Source organism: Caballeronia novacaledonica (assembly GCF_900258035.1).
Taxonomy (GTDB): Bacteria; Pseudomonadota; Gammaproteobacteria; order Burkholderiales; family Burkholderiaceae; genus Caballeronia; species Caballeronia novacaledonica.
This window is the reverse complement of the sequence record NZ_OGTP01000001.1, coordinates 382,209-401,686: the sequence shown is the minus strand read 5'-3', so window position 1 is coordinate 401,686 and position 19,478 is coordinate 382,209. Positions and strand designations below refer to the sequence as shown.

17 protein-coding genes are annotated in these 19,478 nt (G+C 64.5%); 11 read left to right on the top strand and 6 right to left on the bottom strand.

Features of this window, described 5'->3' with window-relative positions; translation table 11 throughout:
- Positions 1-203 precede the first annotated feature (203 nt).
- The 3 genes from NOV72_RS01810 (at position 204) to NOV72_RS32140 (ending at position 3,286) form a co-directional block, all read left to right on the top strand.
- The gene (locus tag NOV72_RS01810) at positions 204-1,496 is read left to right on the top strand and encodes an MFS transporter (protein WP_106852854.1); all 1,293 of its coding nucleotides are present in this window, start codon (positions 204-206) and stop codon (positions 1,494-1,496) included.
- 59 nt (positions 1,497-1,555) lie between these two features.
- Entirely contained in the window at positions 1,556-3,019 is a 1,464-nt protein-coding gene (locus NOV72_RS01805; protein ID WP_106853233.1) for an MFS transporter, read from the top strand.
- 90 nt (positions 3,020-3,109) lie between these two features.
- The gene (locus tag NOV72_RS32140) at positions 3,110-3,286 is read left to right on the top strand and encodes a hypothetical protein (RefSeq protein ID WP_181290790.1); all 177 of its coding nucleotides are present in this window, start codon (positions 3,110-3,112) and stop codon (positions 3,284-3,286) included.
- An 88-nt stretch (positions 3,287-3,374) separates the two neighbouring features.
- Here NOV72_RS32140 and NOV72_RS01800 read toward each other — a convergent pair whose 3' ends face one another.
- Together NOV72_RS01800 and NOV72_RS01795 are read right to left on the bottom strand one after the other, a co-directional pair.
- Entirely contained in the window at positions 3,375-3,647 is a 273-nt protein-coding gene (locus NOV72_RS01800) for a hypothetical protein (protein WP_106852853.1), read from the bottom strand.
- 118 nt (positions 3,648-3,765) lie between these two features.
- The gene (locus NOV72_RS01795) at positions 3,766-4,584 is read right to left on the bottom strand and encodes a helix-turn-helix domain-containing protein (protein ID WP_106852852.1); all 819 of its coding nucleotides are present in this window, start codon (positions 4,582-4,584) and stop codon (positions 3,766-3,768) included.
- Positions 4,585-4,843: 259 nt separating this feature from the next.
- On the opposite strand from NOV72_RS01795, the gene motA reads away from it, so the two are divergent.
- Positions 4,844-5,716 (top strand): flagellar motor stator protein MotA, encoded by an 873-nt coding sequence (gene motA / locus NOV72_RS01790; RefSeq protein WP_106852851.1) that lies wholly within the window; start codon positions 4,844-4,846, stop codon positions 5,714-5,716.
- A gap of 18 nt (positions 5,717-5,734) precedes the next feature.
- Positions 5,735-6,715: a flagellar motor protein MotB gene (gene motB / locus NOV72_RS01785; protein WP_106852850.1), complete on the top strand. Its 981-nt coding sequence runs from the start codon at positions 5,735-5,737 to the stop codon at positions 6,713-6,715.
- Positions 6,716-6,765: 50 nt separating this feature from the next.
- Here the strand turns inward: motB and NOV72_RS01780 are convergent, their stop codons facing one another.
- Positions 6,766-8,097 carry an Nramp family divalent metal transporter gene (locus tag NOV72_RS01780; protein WP_106852849.1) on the bottom strand — a complete coding sequence of 444 codons (1,332 nt, stop codon included), beginning with the start codon at positions 8,095-8,097 and terminating at the stop codon, positions 6,766-6,768.
- A 305-nt stretch (positions 8,098-8,402) separates the two neighbouring features.
- Between NOV72_RS01780 and NOV72_RS01775 the strand changes: the two genes are divergently transcribed.
- The 6 genes from NOV72_RS01775 (at position 8,403) to NOV72_RS01750 (ending at position 17,213) form a co-directional block, all read left to right on the top strand.
- Positions 8,403-8,684 (top strand): DUF4148 domain-containing protein, encoded by a 282-nt coding sequence (locus tag NOV72_RS01775; RefSeq protein ID WP_106853232.1) that lies wholly within the window; start codon positions 8,403-8,405, stop codon positions 8,682-8,684.
- A gap of 329 nt (positions 8,685-9,013) precedes the next feature.
- Entirely contained in the window at positions 9,014-12,199 is a 3,186-nt protein-coding gene (locus NOV72_RS01770) for an efflux RND transporter permease subunit (protein WP_106852848.1), read from the top strand.
- 21 nt (positions 12,200-12,220) lie between these two features.
- A complete protein-coding gene (locus NOV72_RS01765) occupies positions 12,221-13,459 on the top strand; it encodes an efflux RND transporter periplasmic adaptor subunit (protein ID WP_106852847.1) in 1,239 nt (412 codons plus the stop codon).
- Positions 13,456-14,919, top strand: a complete 1,464-nt coding sequence (locus NOV72_RS01760; RefSeq protein WP_106852846.1) for an efflux transporter outer membrane subunit — start codon at positions 13,456-13,458, stop codon at positions 14,917-14,919. The genes NOV72_RS01765 and NOV72_RS01760 overlap by 4 nt, the downstream gene beginning before the upstream one ends.
- A 108-nt stretch (positions 14,920-15,027) precedes the next feature.
- Entirely contained in the window at positions 15,028-15,741 is a 714-nt protein-coding gene (locus NOV72_RS01755) for a heavy metal response regulator transcription factor (protein WP_106852845.1), read from the top strand.
- The gene (locus NOV72_RS01750) at positions 15,738-17,213 is read left to right on the top strand and encodes a heavy metal sensor histidine kinase (protein WP_106852844.1); all 1,476 of its coding nucleotides are present in this window, start codon (positions 15,738-15,740) and stop codon (positions 17,211-17,213) included. The genes NOV72_RS01755 and NOV72_RS01750 overlap by 4 nt, the downstream gene beginning before the upstream one ends.
- Positions 17,214-17,223: 10 nt before the next feature.
- Here the strand turns inward: NOV72_RS01750 and NOV72_RS01745 are convergent, their stop codons facing one another.
- The 3 genes from NOV72_RS01745 to NOV72_RS01735 form a co-directional block, all read right to left on the bottom strand.
- A complete protein-coding gene (locus NOV72_RS01745; protein ID WP_106852843.1) occupies positions 17,224-17,850 on the bottom strand; it encodes a hypothetical protein in 627 nt (208 codons plus the stop codon).
- A gap of 142 nt (positions 17,851-17,992) precedes the next feature.
- Positions 17,993-18,964 carry a hypothetical protein gene (locus tag NOV72_RS01740; RefSeq protein ID WP_106852842.1) on the bottom strand — a complete coding sequence of 324 codons (972 nt, stop codon included), beginning with the start codon at positions 18,962-18,964 and terminating at the stop codon, positions 17,993-17,995.
- A gap of 142 nt (positions 18,965-19,106) precedes the next feature.
- Entirely contained in the window at positions 19,107-19,454 is a 348-nt protein-coding gene (locus NOV72_RS01735; RefSeq protein WP_181290788.1) for a hypothetical protein, read from the bottom strand.
- Between the last annotated feature and the right edge of the window lie 24 nt (positions 19,455-19,478).

Sequence of the window (19,478 nt, the reverse complement as noted above, 5' to 3'; positions counted from 1 at the left end):
CGCGATTGTCCGTCGCGTCGCGCAGCGCGGATGACGGGCGGCGGCTCTCGAATCCGCGCCCGCCGACACCCGGCCCGGTTCGTTCCCGTTCCGCGCCGGGCCTTCACTTCGCGTCCACCCGGCGCGTGTCGTCACCCCCGCAGGGCAAAGCCTCGACCTACCGCGCGTCACGCGTGGCTTTTCCACTCACGGGTTTTCTTTCGATGCAGGCAACACCTCTGTCCGACGCCCCGCGCGCGGCCAGCCGTGCGCTCACGCGCGGCGACTACAAGACGCTCACGCTCGCCGCGCTCGGCGGCGCGCTCGAGTTCTACGACTTCATCATTTTTGTGTTCTTCGCGCCGGTCATCGGGCAACTGTTCTTCCCGCCTTCGATTCCTGACTGGCTGCGTCAATTGCAGACTTTCGGCATCTTCGCCGCCGGCTATCTCGCGCGCCCGCTTGGCGGGATCGTCATGGCGCACTTCGGCGACCTGCTCGGCCGCAAGCGCATGTTCACGCTCTCCGTGCTGCTGATGTCCGTGCCGACGCTCCTGATGGGCCTCTTGCCCACTTACGCGTCGATCGGCCTGATGGCGCCCGTGCTGCTGCTCCTGTTCCGCGTGATGCAGGGCGCGGCGGTCGGCGGCGAGGTGCCGGGCGCGTGGGTGTTCGTCTCGGAGCACGTGCCGGGGCGCCATGTCGGCTATGCGTGCGGCACGCTCACGGCCGGTCTGACGGCGGGCATCCTGCTCGGCTCGCTCATCGCCACGGCGATCAACAAGTCGTTCGCGCCCGCCGAAGTCGCCGATTTCGCCTGGCGTCTGCCGTTCCTGCTCGGCGGTCTGTTCGGTCTGTGCTCGGTCTATTTGCGCCGCTGGCTGCACGAAACGCCGGTGTTCGCCGAGTTGCAGCAGCGCAAGTCGCTCGCGGCGGAAATCCCGCTCAAGGCGGTGCTGCGCGACCACGGCCGCGCGGTGATCGTGTCGATGCTGCTCACGTGGATGCTCTCGGCGGCGATCGTCGTCGTCATCCTGATGACGCCGACGTTGCTGCAGAAGCAGTTCCACATCGCGCCGGCGACGGTGCTCGTCGCGAACTGCGCGGCGACGCTGTGTCTTACGATCGGCTGCGTGCTCGCGGGCGCGATTGCGGGACGCGTCGGCGCGGGCAAGACCATTTTCGTCGGCGGCATTGCGCTCGCCGTGTCGTACTGGCTGATGTTCGAACAGGTCGCCGCCGATGCCTCCGTGCTGCTGCCGTGGTACGCGCTCACGGGCTTTTTCGTCGGCGTGATCGGCGCGATTCCCTTCGTGATGGTGAAGGCCTTCCCGCCCGCCATCCGGTTCTCGGGCATCTCGTTCTCGTACAACGTCGCCTATGCGGTGTTCGGCGGGCTCACGCCGATCGTCGTCTCGCTGATGATGAAATCGAGCCCGATGGCGCCCGCGGCCTACGTCGGCGCACTGTGCGCGTTGGGCGCGCTGACGACGTTCTTCATCAGGAAAGCACGCTAGCGTTCACGTTTCAGGCCATGCCGAAACATCGAACGCGCAGCGCGCCTACGATGGTCGGCATGAACTCGAACCTTTCCTCCCGCGAAACGCATCTGTCCGCGCGGCAGATGCTCGTCGTCACGTCGACCAGCGTCGGCTTCGTCGTCTCTCAACTCGATGTCTCGATCGTCAATGTCGCGCTCGCGAGCATCGGTCACGATCTGCGGGCGAGCGTCGCGAGCCTGCAATGGACCGTCGACAGCTACGCGCTCGCCTTCGCCGCGCTGATGCTCTCCGCGGGTTCGCTCGGCGACCGCTTCGGCGCGCGGCGCATGTTCGTGGGCGGCCTCGCGCTTTTCGCGCTGGCGTCGCTCGCGTGCGCCTTTTCGCGCGATGCCGCCGAACTGATCGCGGCGCGCGCCCTGCAAGGCATCGGCGCGGCGGGCATGCTGCCGAACTCGCTCGCGCTCCTGAACGCCGCATGCGGCCATGACCGGCGCGTGCGCGCGCGGGCGGTCGGCTTGTGGACGGCGGCGGGCGCGGTGTCGATCGCGGCGGGGCCGATCGTCGGCGGGCTTTTGATCGCGGCGTTCGGCTGGCGCAGCATCTTCTGGGTCAATCTGCCGATCTGCGCGGCGGGCATCGTGGCGACGCTCCTTTGGGTCGACACCGCGCGCGCCAAGGATGCCGGACATGCGGGCGGCATCGACCTGCCCGGCCAGGCGCTCGCGATCGTCGCGCTCGCGGCGCTCGTCGGCGCGGTGATCGAACTGCGTCCGCTCGGACCGGCGCATCCGCTCGTCGTCGGCGGGCTGGTCCTTGCGCTGGCGGCGGGCGGCGCGTTCATCGCCGTGGAACGCGCAAGCCGCGCGCCGATGCTGCCGCTCTCGCTCTTTGCCGAGCGCACGTTCAGCGCGGCCGTCGTGTTCGGTATCGGGGTGAATCTCACCTATTATGGAATCGTCTTCGTCCTGAGCCTGTATTTGCAGCGTGTGCTCGGTCATACGCCCTTGCAGACGGGCCTCGCATTCCTGCCGCTGACGGGCGGCTTCCTGATCTCGAATCTGGCGAGCGGCCCGGTCGTCGCGCGCTTCGGCTCGCGCGGCCCGATGATATTCGGCGCGCTCCTCGATGCCGCAGGCTTCGCCGCGCTCGGTTTCGTCGATGCGTCGACGCCCACGGCGGCGCTGCTCGTGCCATTCCTGCTGATTCCATCCGGCATGGGCCTCGCGGTTCCGGCGATGACGACCGCGCTGCTCGGCACCGTCGGCCAGGAACGCGCGGGCACGGCGTCGGCGGTGCTCAACACGGCGCGGCAGGCGGCGGGCGCGATCGGCGTCGCGGCGTTCGGCGCGCTCGCGGCGCACGGCGACGGCGCGCCGGACGCGCAACACATCGTCGATGCGGTGCGCTGGTCGGCGGGCATTTCCGTCGTGCTTCTGCTGGGCGCCGCACTGATCGCGCGACAGGTCAAAAATCCGGCGAGCGCGAAGACCGAAGCCACGAAACGCGCGGGCGGCGCGCTTCCCGACAAAGCCGAATGAGAACGGGCGGCAGCGGGAACGCCCGTTGCAACGTCCGGAAAAAGCACGCCGGAAGATTCACTCATTCGAAGGAAGATTCAGGAGATCGCCATGTCGACAATGCCTCGCTCCCCCGACGAACCGCTCGAACCGCTCGAACCGGACCCGGACAAACTGCTCGATCCGGACGCCCCGCCGAACCCCGACGATCCGGACATGCCCGACGGCCCGGATTCCGCCACGCCCATGGTCCCCGCCGATCCGGAGAACGGCGAGCCGCGCATGTGACCCGCTGAACGACCGGCGAGCGGACAAAGCAATGCCCGCGCGGCCGCATGAGCCGCGCGGGCATTGTTTTTGATGGCTTCGGACGCGGCTACAGGCTGGTTGTCTGCACGGTGCCGGTTTCCAGCGCGCGCTCGATCAGCGCTTCCTGCTGCGCCTTGCGCACGGCATCGGCGACGAGCGTATCGGGCGCTTCGACTTCCGCCTTGATCGCGCCGATGATGCCGTCGGCTTCGACGATCACGAGCGACTTCGCCGAATCCGCGCTGCTGATGATGACGCGCGCCGGTCCGCCGCCTTCCGCGATGCTCGCGCAGAACTGCATCTTTTGCCCGCCGATCACTTGCTCGAATGTTTGAATCATCGCTGCCTTCCGCGTTGGTTGGACAAAAGCTGACACAGGCTGCCGCAGCCTGCCCTTTCATTGATCCGCGCATGTGCGCTTGGTTCAATTCTGTAAGCATGCGGCCAGCGACGCAAGCTCAACGTCTCGCGTCGTCGAGTTCGCGGAGGATGGTCGCGGTGGCGTCGTCGGCGGGAAAGAAGGCCTCGATCGCAAGCTCGGACAACGTGATGTCGACGGGCGTGCCGAAAACCGTCGTCGTGCTGAAGAACGACAGCACGCCGTGTGGCGTGCGCATGCGCAAGGGCACGACGACCGGATCGGTTTCCGCTCGTGGCGCGTGCCCGGCATGCGCGGGCGCGGGATACGCTTCGAGTTCCTTCATGAGCGCGGCGAGCGTCGCGTCGCCGGAGACGTCGATCTGCCGGCGCAGCCGCGCGAGCAGATGCGCGCGCCACTCGTGCCAGTTGTCGATGACACCGGCGAGCCCTTGCGGATGCATCGACAGCCGCAGCACGTTCACCGGCGGCGCGAGCCGTGGCGCATCCGCCGATTCGACGAGCGGCGCGAAAGCCGCGTTGGCCGCGATCATCGTCCAGTGACGATCGACGGCGAGCGCGGGATACGGCTCGTGCCCCTTCAGCACGAGATCGACCGCGCGGCGCGCGGCGGCGAGTTGCGGATCGGCCAGCGCGCGCTCGCGATAAAGCGGCGCATAACCGGCCGCGACCAGCAGCGTATTGCGCTCGCGCAGCGGCACGTCGAGTTGCTCGGCGAGGCGCATCAGCATCTCCCGGCTCGGCAGCGAACGGCCCGACTCGACGAAGCTCAGATGGCGCGTGGAGACGTCCGCGACGCCTGCGAGATCGAGCTGGCTCAGGCGTCGCCGCTGGCGCCATTCGCGCAACAGCGTGCCGACGCTCGACGGAACGACGGAGTGTGCAAGGGTCGAATTCATGCCCACGATGTTAGACGAGCACGTGCGCGCGATCCATTACCTGCGACGTCATCGCCCTGAACGACATGAACGCGCAGCGAACGAACGTAAGATTTACCCCGCAAACATTTGCGCAGAAAAACTTGCGCGCGTCACCCTAAATGTCCGGCGTTTAAAAGCCGATAAGCCCCACAACAAGCGAACAATGCGTCGCGAGCCGTGCGCGTCTCAATCCCGAGCACGCAAGGCTCGCGGCGCCCCGGACATTTGCGGAGAAATCATGTTTGTCATCATCGGATGGGTGTTGGTCATCGGCTCGGTGATCGGAAGCTTCATCGGCGTCGGCGGTCACCTCGCGGCCCTCGTTCAACCGTTCGAGCTGCTGTGCATTTTCGGCGCGGCGATCGGCGCGTTCGTCGTGTCGAACCCGACGGCCACGCTCAAGAAAACCCTGCAGTCCATTCCGAAGGCCTTCAAAGGTGGCGGCTACACGAAAGAGAAATACCTCGCGCTGATCGCGCTGCTGTACGAACTGCTGCAAAAGGCGCGCAAGGAAGGAATGATGGCGCTCGAAGCCGATGTCGACGCGCCCGAGTCCAGCCCCGTCTTCCAGAAGTATGAACACGTGATGGCCGATCATCATCTGCTCGATTTCATCGTCGACTATCTGCGCATGATGTCGGCGGGCAACGTCAACGCCCTTGAAATGCAGGATCTGATGGACGAGGAACTGGAGACGCATCACACCGAAAGCTCGGTCGCGGCCAATGCGATCCAGAAGATGGCGGACGGCTTGCCTGCGTTCGGCATCGTCGCGGCGGTGATGGGCGTCGTGCACACGATGGGCTCGGTAGGCGCCGCGCCCGCGGTGCTCGGCGAGATGATCGCGGGCGCGCTCGTCGGCACGTTCCTCGGCATTCTGCTGGCTTATGGCTTCATCGGCCCGCTCGCGGACCTGCTCAACGCCAAGGGCGCGGCCGAAGCGAAGCCGTTCCAGTGCGTGAAGTCCGTGCTGCTCGCGTCGATGAACGGCTATGCGCCGACGATCGCCGTCGAGTTCGGCCGCAAGGTGCTCTTCACCGCCGACCGTCCGAGCTTCAAGGAGCTCGACGAAGCGGTGCGTGCAACCAAGATGCCGAAAGCGGCTTCGTAACTTTACGGCATCGATACCATGGCTGAGAAACCGTCACGCGATCCGCTGCAATCGGTGCTTGCGCCCACCGTCGTCGTGAAGCGCAAGAAGAAAGCGCACGGACACGGTCATCATGGCGGCGCGTGGAAGATCGCCTACGCCGACTTCGTCACCGCGATGATGGCGTTCTTTCTGCTGATGTGGCTGCTCGGCTCGACATCGAAGTACGACAAGGAAGGCATCGAGCAGTACTTCAATACGCCGCTCTCCGCGCTGTTCGGTAACGACGGCGGTGCGTCGGCGCATACGAGCGTCATCACGGGCGGCGGCAAGGATTTGTCGAGCACGCGGCCCGGCGAAGGCAAGAAGAGTCAGACGCAGCCCGTGCCGCAATCGATCGCACGCGCGGCCGTCGCGACCGATGATTTGCAGAAGCTGCAGCAACTCAAGCAGAAGCTGATGGCGCTCATCGAGCAGATGCCCGCGTTGCGCGCGTTCAAGGATCAGATTCGCATCGCGATCACGAGCGAAGGACTGCGCATCGAGATCGTCGATTCGCTCAAGCGGCCGATGTTCGCTTCCGGCAGCTCGAAGCTCGAAGGCTATGTGACGACGATTCTGAGCAACATCGGCGCGTCGTTGAACGATGTCGATAACCGCGTGTCGATCGCGGGCCATACCGATGCCGTGCCCTATTCGGGCGGTCAGGCCGGCTATTCGAACTGGGAACTGTCGAGCGAGCGCGCCAATGCGGCAAGACGTGCGCTCGTTGCGGGCGGCATGAAGGAAAGCAAGGTGCTTCAAGTGCGCGGCCTTGCCGAGGTGCTGCCGCTCAACAAGGATGTCGTCGATGAGCCTACGAACCGGCGCATCAGTATTCTCGTGCTGAACAGGGCCGCCGAGCAGGCGTTCTTCCGCGATGGCGGACGGACCACGGTGGATGAAACGCAGCCGGTCGAGGCGGCGCTTCCGGCGGCGGTGACGGCGAAGTCGAATGCGCCTGTCGCCGTGGTGAAATAAGGCTTTTCGCGAAGCGCCATGTGCTCGACGAGCGCATGGCGCTTTTTTCATCAACCGACCCACTCCGCCGCCGTCTGCACGACGAGCCATGTGTTCGCCGCGCTGATCACCACGAACAGCAGCCACGCGACGAACTTCATATGCGGCTTGTTCGCGAAGGTTCCCATCAAATTTCGATCGTTCGTCATCCGAATCAGTGGATAAAGCGCGAACGGCAACTGCAGGCTCAGCACGACCTGACTCGCGACGAGCAGTTTCCCGACCGCGCCGTTGCCCATCACATACACGCCGATCAACGCGGGCACGAGCGCCAGCGCCCGCGTGATGAATCTTCGCTGATAGCAGGGAATCTTGAGATTCAGGAAGCCTTCCATGATCACCTGGCCCGCGATGGTCCCGGTGAACGTGGAGCTTTGCCCCGAAGCGAATAGCGTCACGGCGAACAGAATCGCGGCGAGCCCCGTTCCGACGATCGGCGCGAGCAACTTGTACGCATCCTCGATTTCGGTGACTTGCGTATGCCCCGTCGCATGAAACGCCGATGCCGCGAGAATCAGAATCGCCGCGTTGATGAGCAGCGCGAGCACGAGCGACACGATGGTGTCGAGCCGCGAAAGCGTGATCGCCGATGCGAGACTCTTCGTATCGCGATTCACCACGCGCGTCTGCACGATCGACGAATGCAAGTACAGGTTATGCGGCATGACGGTCGCGCCGAGAATGCCTATCGCGAGATAGAGCGGCTCGCGATCGCTCAGCGCGTGAATCGAAGGCACGAGCCCCGCCGCGACCGAAGGCCAATGCGGTTTGACGAGCACGAGCTCGACGACATAACCCAGGCCGATCGTCGCGATGAGTCCGAGCATGATCGCTTCGAGATCGCGAAAGTTCTTGCCCTTCAATCCGAGCACGATGAGCGTGTCGAACGCGGTGAGCACGACGCCCCATATCAGCGACACACCGAACAGCAAGTGAAACGCGAGCGCGCCGCCGAGCACTTCCGCGAGATCGCACGCGATGATCGATATCTCCGCCAGCATCCATTGCACGTTCGCGACCGGCTTCGAATAGCGTTCGCGTGAAAGCTGCGCGAGGTCCTTGCCCGTGACGATGCCAAGCCGCATCGAAAGGCATTGCAGCACCATCGCCGCGAGACTCGACAGCACGACCACGAAGAGCAGGCTATAGCCATAGCGCGAACCGGCTTCGAGGTCCGTCGCCCAGTTGCCGGGGTCCATGTAGCCGATGGAAATGAGCAGGCCCGGTCCCGCGAATTGCAGAAGCTTCTTCCAGAGCGGCGCACCCGGCGCGACGGCCACCGAGCCTTTGACTTCCGATGGACAAAACGGCGCGGTGGCCGTGGTCGGTAGATTGAACGGCAATTTGTCGATTCCTGATGCGATGTCGGAGACAACCCGTGACGCACGCGGACGTGCCGCGCACGATGTTCTTTTAAGTCGCTTACAAACCGCCTCACGCGGGCGAGTCTATCACCGGCTGCACACGATTTCAGACAGCCTTCGCTTGTTCAGCGCGAGCTCCAATCTGACCATAGCGCCATCTGATCGCCAGCATGTCGTCACCGTGCGGAACATAGAATTCGGTGGTGGCTGTGGTAAGCGTGCCGACGCTGCATATCGCGCAACCGCACGCCGCGTTCATCCTTCACTCGCATGAGGAGTACGCCATGAAACTGGTCACACGCATCGCCATCGTCGCACTCGCCGCCGCTCCGCTCACCGCGCTCGCGCAATCCGACGGCCTCACGCGCGCACAGGTCAAACAAGATCTGCAACGCGTCGAGCAAGCCGGCTATAACCCGTCAGAGCGCGACGCCTTCTATCCGAACGACATCCAGGCAGCGGAAGCGAAGGTCAACGCGCAAAGCGCCTATGGCGCTTCCACGGACGGCAGCTCGTCATCGGGACGCACGATGTCGACAACACCGCTCGGACAGACGCCGCAGTAAGCAAACAGACATCCTCAACACAGAGACCCGCGCGGCTCCCGTCGATCGCGAATGATCCCGCGCCGTCTCGCCACGTTTTTATACCTGCGCACACGCTCCGCTATTCCCGGCCTGTCTGCAAGCGCGCCCCTACCGTGCGCTTTCGCAAGCTTGCTTTCAAATCGCCTAATCTGACAAGCGCGCCATATTCACGTCATAGTGTCGTTGGCACCCGGCCACTACCATAGCGTCACGGATGGCGAACCGCACGCCTCGTTCCGTCATTGCGTCTCGCGCGCCGCATCCGCCACTTTCGCAGCGCCCTTCCCAAGCATCTTCCGAACGACTCAATGTGGATAGTCAACGTTGCGCTTAAGCGGCCCTACACGTTCATCGTGATGGCCATCATGATTCTGCTGGCGACGCCCTTCGTCCTCTTGACGACGCCCGTGGACGTGCTCCCCGAAATCGATATTCCCGTCGTCAGCATCATCTGGAACTACACGGGCCTTTCCGCGCAGGACATGGCCAATCGCATCACGTCGGTCAACGAGCGCAGCCTCACGACCACCGTGAACAACATCGAGCATATCGAGTCGCAGTCGCTGCCGGGCATCGCGATCATCAAGCTCTTTCTGCAACCGACCGCGAATATCCAGACCGCGATTGCGCAGACCGTCGCCGTCGAGCAGGCGCAATTGAAGCAGATGCCGCCGGGCGCGACGCCGCCGCTCGTCATCAGCTATTCGGCGTCGAGCATTCCGGTGATCCAGCTCGGTCTTTCCAGTCCGAGGCAGTCCGAGCAGGAACTGAACGACACCGCGCTCAACTTCCTGCGGCCGCAACTCGTGACGATTCCCGGCGCGGCCGTGCCTTATCCCTATGGCGGCAAGACGCGTCTCATCTCCGTCGATCTCGACACGCGCGCGCTGCTCGCCAAGGGCCTCACGCCGACCGATGTCGTGCAGGCCGTCAATGCGCAGAACCTGATCCTGCCGACGGGCACCGCGAAGATCGGCCCGCGGGAATACACGATCAACATGAACGGTTCGCCCGCGACCGTCGCGGGCCTGAACGACATTCCCGTGCGCACCGTCAACGGCGCGACGACCTACCTGCGCGAAGTCGCGCACGTGCGCGACGGCTTCTCGCCGCAGACCAACATCGTGCGGCAGGACGGGCATCGCGGCGTGCTGATCTCGGTGCTGAAGAACGGCAATGCTTCGACGCTTTCCATCGTCAACACGCTGCAGGATCTCCTGCCGCAAGCGCGCGCGTCGCTGCCGCCGGAACTCAAGATCAGCGCGCTTTTCGATCAGTCCGTGTTCGTGAAGGCCGCCGTGCAGGGCGTGGTGCGCGAGGCGCTGATCGCCGCCGCGCTCACCGCCGCGATGATCCTGCTCTTTCTCGGCAACTGGCGCAGCACGTGCATCATCGCCATCTCGATCCCGCTCTCGATTCTCTCCTCGCTGATCGTGCTGCATGCGCTCGGGCAGACCATCAACATCATGACGCTGGGCGGCCTCGCGCTCGCGGTCGGCATTCTGGTCGACGACGCGACGGTGACGATCGAGAACATCGAACGACATCTGCATCTGGGCACGAATCTGCACGACGCGATTCTCGAAGGCGCCGGCGAAATCGCGGTGCCCGCGCTCGTCTCGACGCTCTGCATTTGCATCGTGTTCGTGCCGATGTTCTTTCTCACGGGCGTCGCCAAGTTTCTGTTCGTGCCGCTCGCCGAAGCCGTCGTGTTCGCGATGATCGCGTCGTACATTCTGTCGCGCACGCTCGTGCCGACGCTCGCGATGCTCTTGATGGGGCACGCCCACGCACCCGATGCGAAAGCGAAGCCGAACCTCTTCATGCGCCTGCATCGCCGTTTCGATCGCGGCTTCGAGCGCATGCGCGGCGCGTACATCGTCATTCTCTCGACGCTGCTCGTGCGAAGGCGTCTCTTCGCCTCGCTGTTTCTGGGCTTCTGCCTGATCTCGGCGGGCCTCGTGTTCGTGCTCGGCGAAGACTTCTTCCCGAGCGTCGATGCAGGCGATATCCGCATGCACATGCGTGCGCCGACCGGCACGCGCATCGAGGAAACCGCGCGTCTCGCGGATGAAGTCGAAAAGGTCGTGCGCCAGATCGTGCCGCAAGACGAACTCTCGACGATACTCGATAACCTCGGCCTGCCTTATAGCGGCATCAACCTTTCGTACAGCAATGCGGGAACCATCGGCACGCTCGACGGCGAAATACAGGTCGCGCTCAATCCCGATCACGCGCCGACGCAGAAGTACATCGACGAATTGCGCTCGCTCCTGCCGCGCCGCTTTCCCGGCGTCGAGTTCTTCTTTCAGCCGGCGGATATCGTCACGCAGATCCTGAACTTCGGCCTGCCCGCCGCCATCGACGTGCAGATTCAAGGGCAGAACGCGCAGGCGAATTTCGAAGTCGCGAGCAAGCTGATGAAGCAGGTCCGCCTGATTCCCGGCAACGTCGATACGCATATCCAGCAGAAGCTCGACGAACCCGCGATCAACCTGCAAATGGATCGCACGCGTCTGCAACAACTGAATCTTTCCGCGAGCAATGTCGCGCAGAACGTGCTCGTTTCGCTGTCGGGCAGCTCGCAAACCGCGCCGGGTTTCTGGTTCAATCCGCGCAATGGCGTCGAATACAACCTTGCCGTGCAGACGCCGCAGTATCAGGTCTCGTCGATCGACGAGTTGCTGCGCACGCCCGTGTCCGCATCGATCAACGGTCCCACGCAACTGCTCGGCAATCTCGTGCGCATCTCGCCGGAAAATCAGTTCGCGGTGGTCACGCACTACAACATCCGGCCGGTGATCGATCTCTTCGTGAGCGTCGAAGGCCGCGATCTGGGCGGCGTCGCGCGTCAGGTGAATCATCTCGTCGACGAAGCGCGCAAGACGCTTCCGCGCGGCAGCCAGATCATCGTGCGCGGCCAGGTCGAGACGATGCGCACGTCGTTCCTCGGTCTCGGGCTCGGCGTCGCGATGGCGATCGTGCTCGTGTATCTGCTGATCGTCGTGAACTTCCAGTCGTGGATCGATCCGCTCATCATCGTGAGCGCGTTGCCCGCCGCGCTCGCGGGCATCATCTGGATGCTCTTTCTCACCGGCACGCATCTGAGCGTGCCCGCGCTCACCGGCGCGATCATGACGATGGGCGTCGCGACCGCGAACAGCATTCTGATGGTCTCGTTCGCGCGTCAGCGTCTGAACGCCGGCATGCCGCCGCTCACCGCCGCGCTGGAAGCGGGCGCGAGCCGCATACGCCCCGTGCTGATGACCGCGTTCGCGATGATCATCGGCATGATTCCGATGGCGCTCGGTCTCGGCGAAGGCGCGGAGCAGAACGCGCCGCTCGGCCGCGCCGTGATCGGCGGCCTGCTGTTCGCCACGGTTTCCACGCTCTTTTTCGTGCCGCTCGTCTTTGCGGGCATCCATGCGCGTCTCGCGCGCCGCGCCGCGCGCAACGGCCCGGCGCAACACGAAGACGGCAGCGGCCAACACTGACATCACAGCATCCCGACGAACATGACCGAAAAGAACCACGCATCGCTTGCGATTCCCGCGCGCGACCCGAACGAAGGGCCCGCGCTGCCGCCGCGCCATGCCGAATGGAAGCGCGCGAAGATCGCGCTCGTGATCGTGCTCGCGTTGCTTGCGATCGGCGCGGCGCGCACCGTCGTCACCGATGTGCTGCATAGCCGCTCGATCGCTTCGCGCACGCAACAAAACGCGCAGCAGTACGTGAACGTCGTGCTGCCGAAGCAGACCGACGGCGGCGGTGAAACGACCTTGCCGGGCACGTTGCGCGGCTTCGTCGAATCGCCGATCTACGCGCGCGCGACGGGTTATCTGCTGCACTGGTATGTCGATATCGGTACGCGCGTGAAGCAAGGCCAGTTGCTCGCCGATCTCGACACGCCCGAGATCGATCAGGAACTCGCGCAGGCGGTCGCGCAACGCGATCAGACGGCGTCGAGCCTCGGTCTCGCGAAAAGCTCGCTCGAACGCTGGCAGCAATTGCGTCAGCGCGATGCGGTCTCGCAACAGGAACTCGACGAGCGGCAAAGCACCTACAACCAGGACGTCGCGAACCTCGCCGCCGCCGATGCCAACGTGAAGCGCCTGCGTCAGCTCGAAGCGTTCAAGCGCATCGTCGCGCCGTTCGCGGGCGTCGTCACGCAGCGCAATGTCGATGTCGGCGATCTCATCGATGCGGGCAGCGGCACGAGCCGCGCGCTCTTCGCGCTCGCACAGTCCGATCCGTTGCGCGTGTTCGTTCAGTTGCCGCAGGCGTATGCGCAGAACGTGTCGCTCAATCAGGACGTGACCGTCACGCAGGCGGAACTGCCCGGCGAGCAGTTTCACGGCAAGATCACGCACATCTCCGGCGCGATCGACGTGCCCACGCGTTCGTTGCAGATCGAAGTGACACTGCCGAATCCCGATGGCCGCCTGCGTCCCGGCGCATATGTGCAGGTCGCCGTGCCCGCGACCGCGCATGCACGCCTTCTCGTGCCCGGCAATGCGCTGCTGTTCCGCTCGGAAGGCCCGCGTCTCGCGGTCGTCGATGCCGACGGGCACGTGCGTCTGCACAAGATCGTGATCGCGCAGGATCTCGGGCAATCGCTCGAAATCGAGAGCGGCATCGAGGCGACGGACAAGGTCATCATCAACCCGAGCGATTCGGTGGCGGATGGCGATCATGTCGTGATCGCACCGCAGAAGCCGCAGCAGCCCGCTTCGGATAAAAAGGCCGCATCATGAAAGCCGCGCTTTGCATCTCGCTCGTTGCGATGCTCGCCGCGTGCACCGTCGGGCCGGACTATCGCAGGCCGGTCGCCGAAACGCCGCCGACATGGAAGACGGATTCGTACTGGCGCGTGGGCGAGCCCTCGCATGCGCCGCTCGCGCTCGACTGGTGGCAGACATTCGACGACATCACGCTGAACGGTCTCGAAACGCAGGCGCTCGCGCAAAACCAGACGCTCGCCGCCGCGAGCGCGCACTACGCCCAGGCACGCGCGACGCTCGCGCAGACATCGGCGCTCGCGTTGCCCGAAGTCGATCTCGGCGCGAACGCGTCGCGCTCGCGCATCTCGCGGAACCGGCCCGTCAACAACTACGCGACGCCGAACAGCTCGACCGTGCAGAACGATCTGAAGCTCGCGCCGACCGTCGATTACGATCTCGATCTCTTTGGCCGCATTCGGCGCGAAGTGGAAAGCGCGCATGCATCGGCGGACCAATCGCGCGACGATCTCGCGAATGCGCGTCTCGTGCTGACCACCGATCTCGCCGGCGACTACTTCTCGATGCGCGAGCTCGACGCCGAAATCGACGTGCTGAACCGCTCCGTCGATCTTCAGCAGAAAGCGCTCGACTACGTGAAAGCGCAACACGATCTGGGCGCGGTATCCGGCCTCGACGTGTTGCAGCAACAGGCGCTGCTCGACCAGACGCGCGTGCAGGCGCAACTGCTTCTGAATCAGCGCGCGCAATTCGAGCATGCGATCGCCGCGCTCGTCGGCACGCCCGCGCCGCAGTTCTCGATCGCGCCCGCGCTGAGCGAGCGCTCGCTTCCGCCGATTCCGCTCGGCATTCCGAGCGACGTGCTGCAGCGCAGGCCCGACGTTGCATCCGCGGAACGCGCGATGGCCGCGGCCAACGCGCAGATCGGCGTCGCAAAGGCGGCGTTCTTTCCGAGCCTCACGTTGAACGGCACCGTCGGCTGGGAGAGCACCGCGCTCTCCAGCCTGATCTCCGCGCCGAGTCTGCTCTGGACCATCGGCACGATGGCGAGCCAGGTCGTCTTCGATGGCGGCCGCCGCTCGGCCGCCGTCGACTTCGCGAACGAGGGCTATGTCGCGGCCGTCGCGAACTATCGGCAGACCGTGCTCGGGGCGTTTCAGCAGGTGCAGGACGGCATCGTCGGATTGTCGGTGCTGGACGGCGCGGAGAAACAATCGCACGCGGCGGTCGAAGATGCGCGACGATTGCTGTCGCTCGCGAACGATCGCTATTCGGGCGGGCTCGTCGCCTATCTCGATGTGATCACCGCGCAGCAGCAATTGCTCACGAGCGAGCGTCAGGATGTGCAGATTCACGGGCAGCAGCGCACGGTATCGGTGGCGCTCGTGAAGGCGCTGGGCGGCGGCTGGAATGCGAATGACGCGGCGCACGATGAAGAAGTTGCGAATGCAACCAATGCGGCAACCGCTAAATGATCCGCACGCTGACGTTGATCGAAACGTAAGCAGGATGCCCGCGAGACTCGTATAGTAAGCAGTTGGACAATACGGTAAACACACACTGAACGCGCACAGGTGCCAGGCATGAAAGTCCTGATAGTCGAAGACGAACACAAAGTGGTGGATTACCTGCGCTCGGGGCTGACCGAGCAAGGCTGGGTCGTCGACATCGCAATGGACGGCGAGGAAGGCACGCACCTCGCCATCGAATACGACTATGACGTGATCGTGCTCGACGTGATGCTGCCAAGACGCGACGGCTTCTCGGTATTGAAGGCGCTGCGCCTGCAGAAATCGACGCCGGTCATCATGCTCACCGCGCGCGATCACATCAACGATCGCGTGCGCGGCCTGCGCGAAGGCGCGGACGACTATCTCACGAAGCCGTTCTCGTTCCTCGAACTCGTCGAGCGTCTGCATGCGCTCGCGCGCCGCACGCGCGCGCAGGAATCGACGCTTATTTCCGTGGGCGATCTATACGTCGATCTGATCGGCCGCCGCGCGACCCGCGACGGCGTGCGGCTCGATCTCACCGCGAAGGAGTTCCAGTTGCTCTCCGTGCTCGCGCGCCGTCACGGCGACATTCTCTCGAAGACCGCGATCACCGAGCTCGTCTGGGAAGTCGATTTCGAAAGCCACACGAACGTCGTGGAAACGGCGATCAAGCGGCTGCGCGCGAAACTCGACGGACCGTTCCGCACCAAACTGCTGCATACCGTGCGCGGCATGGGCTACGTGCTCGAAGTGCGCGAAGCCCGCGACACGCGCGAAGCAAGGGAAGACGCGAGACCATCATGAACACGCCGTGGGCATCACCGACGGACGAGCCACGCACGCAACGCTCCATCGCGCGGCGCCTTGCCGTGATGTTCGCGCTCGTCGCGCTGTTCGTCTTTTCGCTCGTCGGCTCCGGGCTCTTTCTGGTGCTGCGCGTGCAACTGGAGCAGCATCTGCGCGACTCGCTCGACAATCGCGCGGAAGTCGCGCGGCTCATCGTCACGCACGTATCGAATCCGGATAAATGGAAGATCGCGAAAGAGAAGCTCGCCGACATCACGCCGCGCGACGGCTCCACGCTCTTCGCCGTCTCCAGTAACGATCCGCGCTTCGAATACGGCTCGCCGCCCGCAGGCCATGTGATCAAGCGCGTGATGGGCGGCTATGTGCACTTCCGTCCCGAAGACCGCGCGTACGACATGCTGATGACCACGATGACGATTCCGCCGAACGCGGACCGTCCGCCCTTGCAGCTCTTCGTCGCGATCGATTGCGCGCCCAACGTTCATACGATGCGCGCTTTCGGTCTCGCACTTGCCGCGTTCATGGCGCTATCGACCATCGCGGTGCTGCTGCTGAGTTATTCGGTCGCGCGCTTAGGCCTCGCGCCGCTCGCGCGACTCACACGCGATGCATCGAAGCTGAGCCCGACCAATCGCTCGCAACGCCTGAACACCCGCGCGCTGCCGATGGAGCTGCATGATCTCGCGAAGTCCTTCAACGGCGCGCTCGAACGGCTCGATCACGCATACGGACGGCTCGAATCCTTCAACGCCGATGTCGCGCACGAACTGCGCACGCCCGTGACGATCCTCATCGGTCAGACCGAAGTGGCGCTGACGCGCGACCGTTCCATCGACGAATTGCGTCATACGCTGCAATCGAATCTCGAAGAGTTCGAACGCGTGCGCGCGATCATCAACGACATGCTGTTTCTCGCACGCGCCGATCAGGGCGAGCGCGCAACGGGGCTCGTCGAAGTGTCGCTCGCGGCGGAGGTCAACCGCACGCTCGAGTTTCTGGAAATCCCGATGGAAGAGGCGCAGGTCCGCGCGGTCGCAAGCGGCGATGCCCGCGCTTTCGTCAACACGTCGCTGTTCGGACGCGCGCTGTCCAATCTCGTGATGAACGCAATCCAGCATTGCGCGCCGGGCGCGACGATTGCCGTGTCGATCACGCGCGAACATGGACGCATTCGTATCGCGGTGGCCAATCCGGGCGAGCTGATTCAGCCGCATGTGAAGGAGCATCTCTTCGACCGCTTCTATCGCGCGGAAAGTTCACGCACGAACAGCCGCGAAAATCACGGCCTCGGGCTCGCCATCGTGAAGGCGGTGGCGGAGATGCATCGCGGCACGGTGTCGGCGACGAGCGAGCACGGCATCAACACGTTCTCGTTCTCGGTCGCGCGTTTCGGCAATGAACCCCGCAGCGCGGAGGACGTCGCGTTGCCCGTGCCGCCGGTCGTCGAAACGAAGTCCGCGACTACGTAAAGCCCGCGCGTCACTGACAAAAATATTCGTCCGATACCGCGACCGGCGCTTCGGCGGTCGCCGGCTTGAAATGACTGTACTTGCGATACGTCTTGCCGTTCACCGTCACGGACTCGGCGGTTTCGGTCTCGCCCGAACTCGATGCGATCGCGCTGCTATGCGCTTCGACGTTGCCGTTGCCCCAACTGCTCGCGCGCGCATACGATCCGCCCTTCGACGTATCGGTCTTGCCTTGTTCCGAGATCGTGTTCGTGACGGAATTGCCGAAGCTCTTCGTATCGATCGACGATGCCGGCGGCGTATAACCCCACTTCGACGTGAGCGTGCTCATGTCGATCTGCTGCGGCTTCCATCCGACCACTTTCGCGCCGACAGTGAGCGGCGACAATTCCACCGCGACGATCTGCGTGCCACGCCGCGCGACGAGCAGGCACTTGCCGCTCGAAGTCTGCAAGGGCACATAGCCGCTCGAAGGCAAGAGCGCGAGCGCCTGCGCATCGGGCATCGCCTGCACACCGACCGGGTTCGCGGCCCAGATGACGCCAGCGCTCGCAGCGGCGTGCGCGCTCATCGGTGTCATCGAAACGGTCGCACTCGCCGCGAGCGCGATGGCCGCCATGTTCTTGTGACTCTTCATCGCATGCCTCAGCGGGAAAACGAGGGTTGACTCTCCGGGACCAGTCTTTCAGAGCCAACCCTTCAAAGGGAGAGACGGCCTGGTTACCCAGGCGCGCCTCTTCTGTTCCGCGGCGCCACTTCGCCCCGGACTTGCTGCTTCCTCACTTCACGAGCGAGACTTCAATTTTCTCGCCGATAGGCGCGTTCGCGACTTCGACGCCGTTCGTGCTGTCAGCCTGATCGTACACGCGTGCCGCGACCGGCGTCGGCTGCGCGACCTGTTTCGCGGGCGCCGGCTGAGCCTGCTTCGCGTCGTCCTGCGACTTCAGGTTGACGTCCGGATTGTTCGCGGCGGTCACCGGCAGGCCGAGGCGCGCGCGGACCAGCGGATCGCGATACTTCTCGTCGTCCGACAAGACCGCGTCGGCGCCCGACTTCGCGAGCGGCGTGGTCGTGCCCGGGCACAGATGGCCCGTCGCCTCGACCGCGCGGCGGTTCGCGTCGCTCTGGCACAAGAGTGCGAGCGCGACATCGGTCAGGCCCATCGCGCGAAATTCACGTGCATCGAGACGGCGCACGCAAGCCTGATCGACGAGCGTCGTGCCGCCGGTCGCGCCGAAGCCCGTGATCGACAGGCCGAAGCTGGCCGAGCCCATGCAGGTGTCGGAGAGCGTCGTCGTCAGCGCGGGCGCGGCGATCGCGGGCGTCGTGCGCACCGAGTACGAGCTCTGGTTGTAGTCGACCGTCGTGCGCGTGTCGAAGGCGCTCGAGCCGGGGCCGGATGCCGCCTTGTTGGTCGCGTCGGTGCCGCTCGCGTCCGTGCCGGAATTCGTGAGCTGCGGCATCGACAGCGAGATGTTCACGTTCGACGAACCGCCCTGCGCCGACGAATGTCCGCCGCTCGCGGTCGCGACACCCAGACCGCCCACCGACGACGAATTGGACTTGGTGTTGGCCGTCGAATTCGCCGACGTGTTGATGTTGTTCAGGCTCGAGCCGCCGCCCTGGCCGATGCCCGTGGACGTCGAACCCGAAACCGAGCCCGACGAGGAATTGGCCGTGGTGTCGGCGTAGGCCAGTTGTGTTGCGCAAAACAGAACCGCGCACGCCAGTTGCAATGTGGTCTTGTTCATTTGGTGCTCCGGAAGGAAGGGAACGGCACGACGCATGACGGTCCCGGACGACTTAGAGTTTTTTTATAGGGTTCGGCAAAGGCGGAGTCTTGCAAGCACGCGCTCGTCATGACGCCGCCCCTGCCTTGGATCACAGACCGGCTTAGCGCCAGCCGCCGCCCAGCTTGCTCCACGCGTTGGCCGCTGCATCCGCGCCCGACGTGCCGCCGGCTTTTGCGGTGCCGTGACCGAAGCCGCCTGCGTTCGACGTGTTGGTGTGGCTCGTCGTGGCGTTCGTGATGTTGCCCGTCACGCCGAAGCCGCTGCCGGCGAGCGCTTGCGCATTGCCGTTGGCCGTGCCGTAATCGGCGGCGGTGAAGTGGCCGAAACCCGAAACCGAAGCGGCCGTCGAGCCGCCCGAGGTCGAGGAGGAGCCGGAGTTCGTGCTCGTGGCCATCGCGGCGACGGAGACGAACGAGAGCAGTGCAGCAGCGATCAGAGTACGTTTCATGATTGGCATTCCTTAACGTATGAA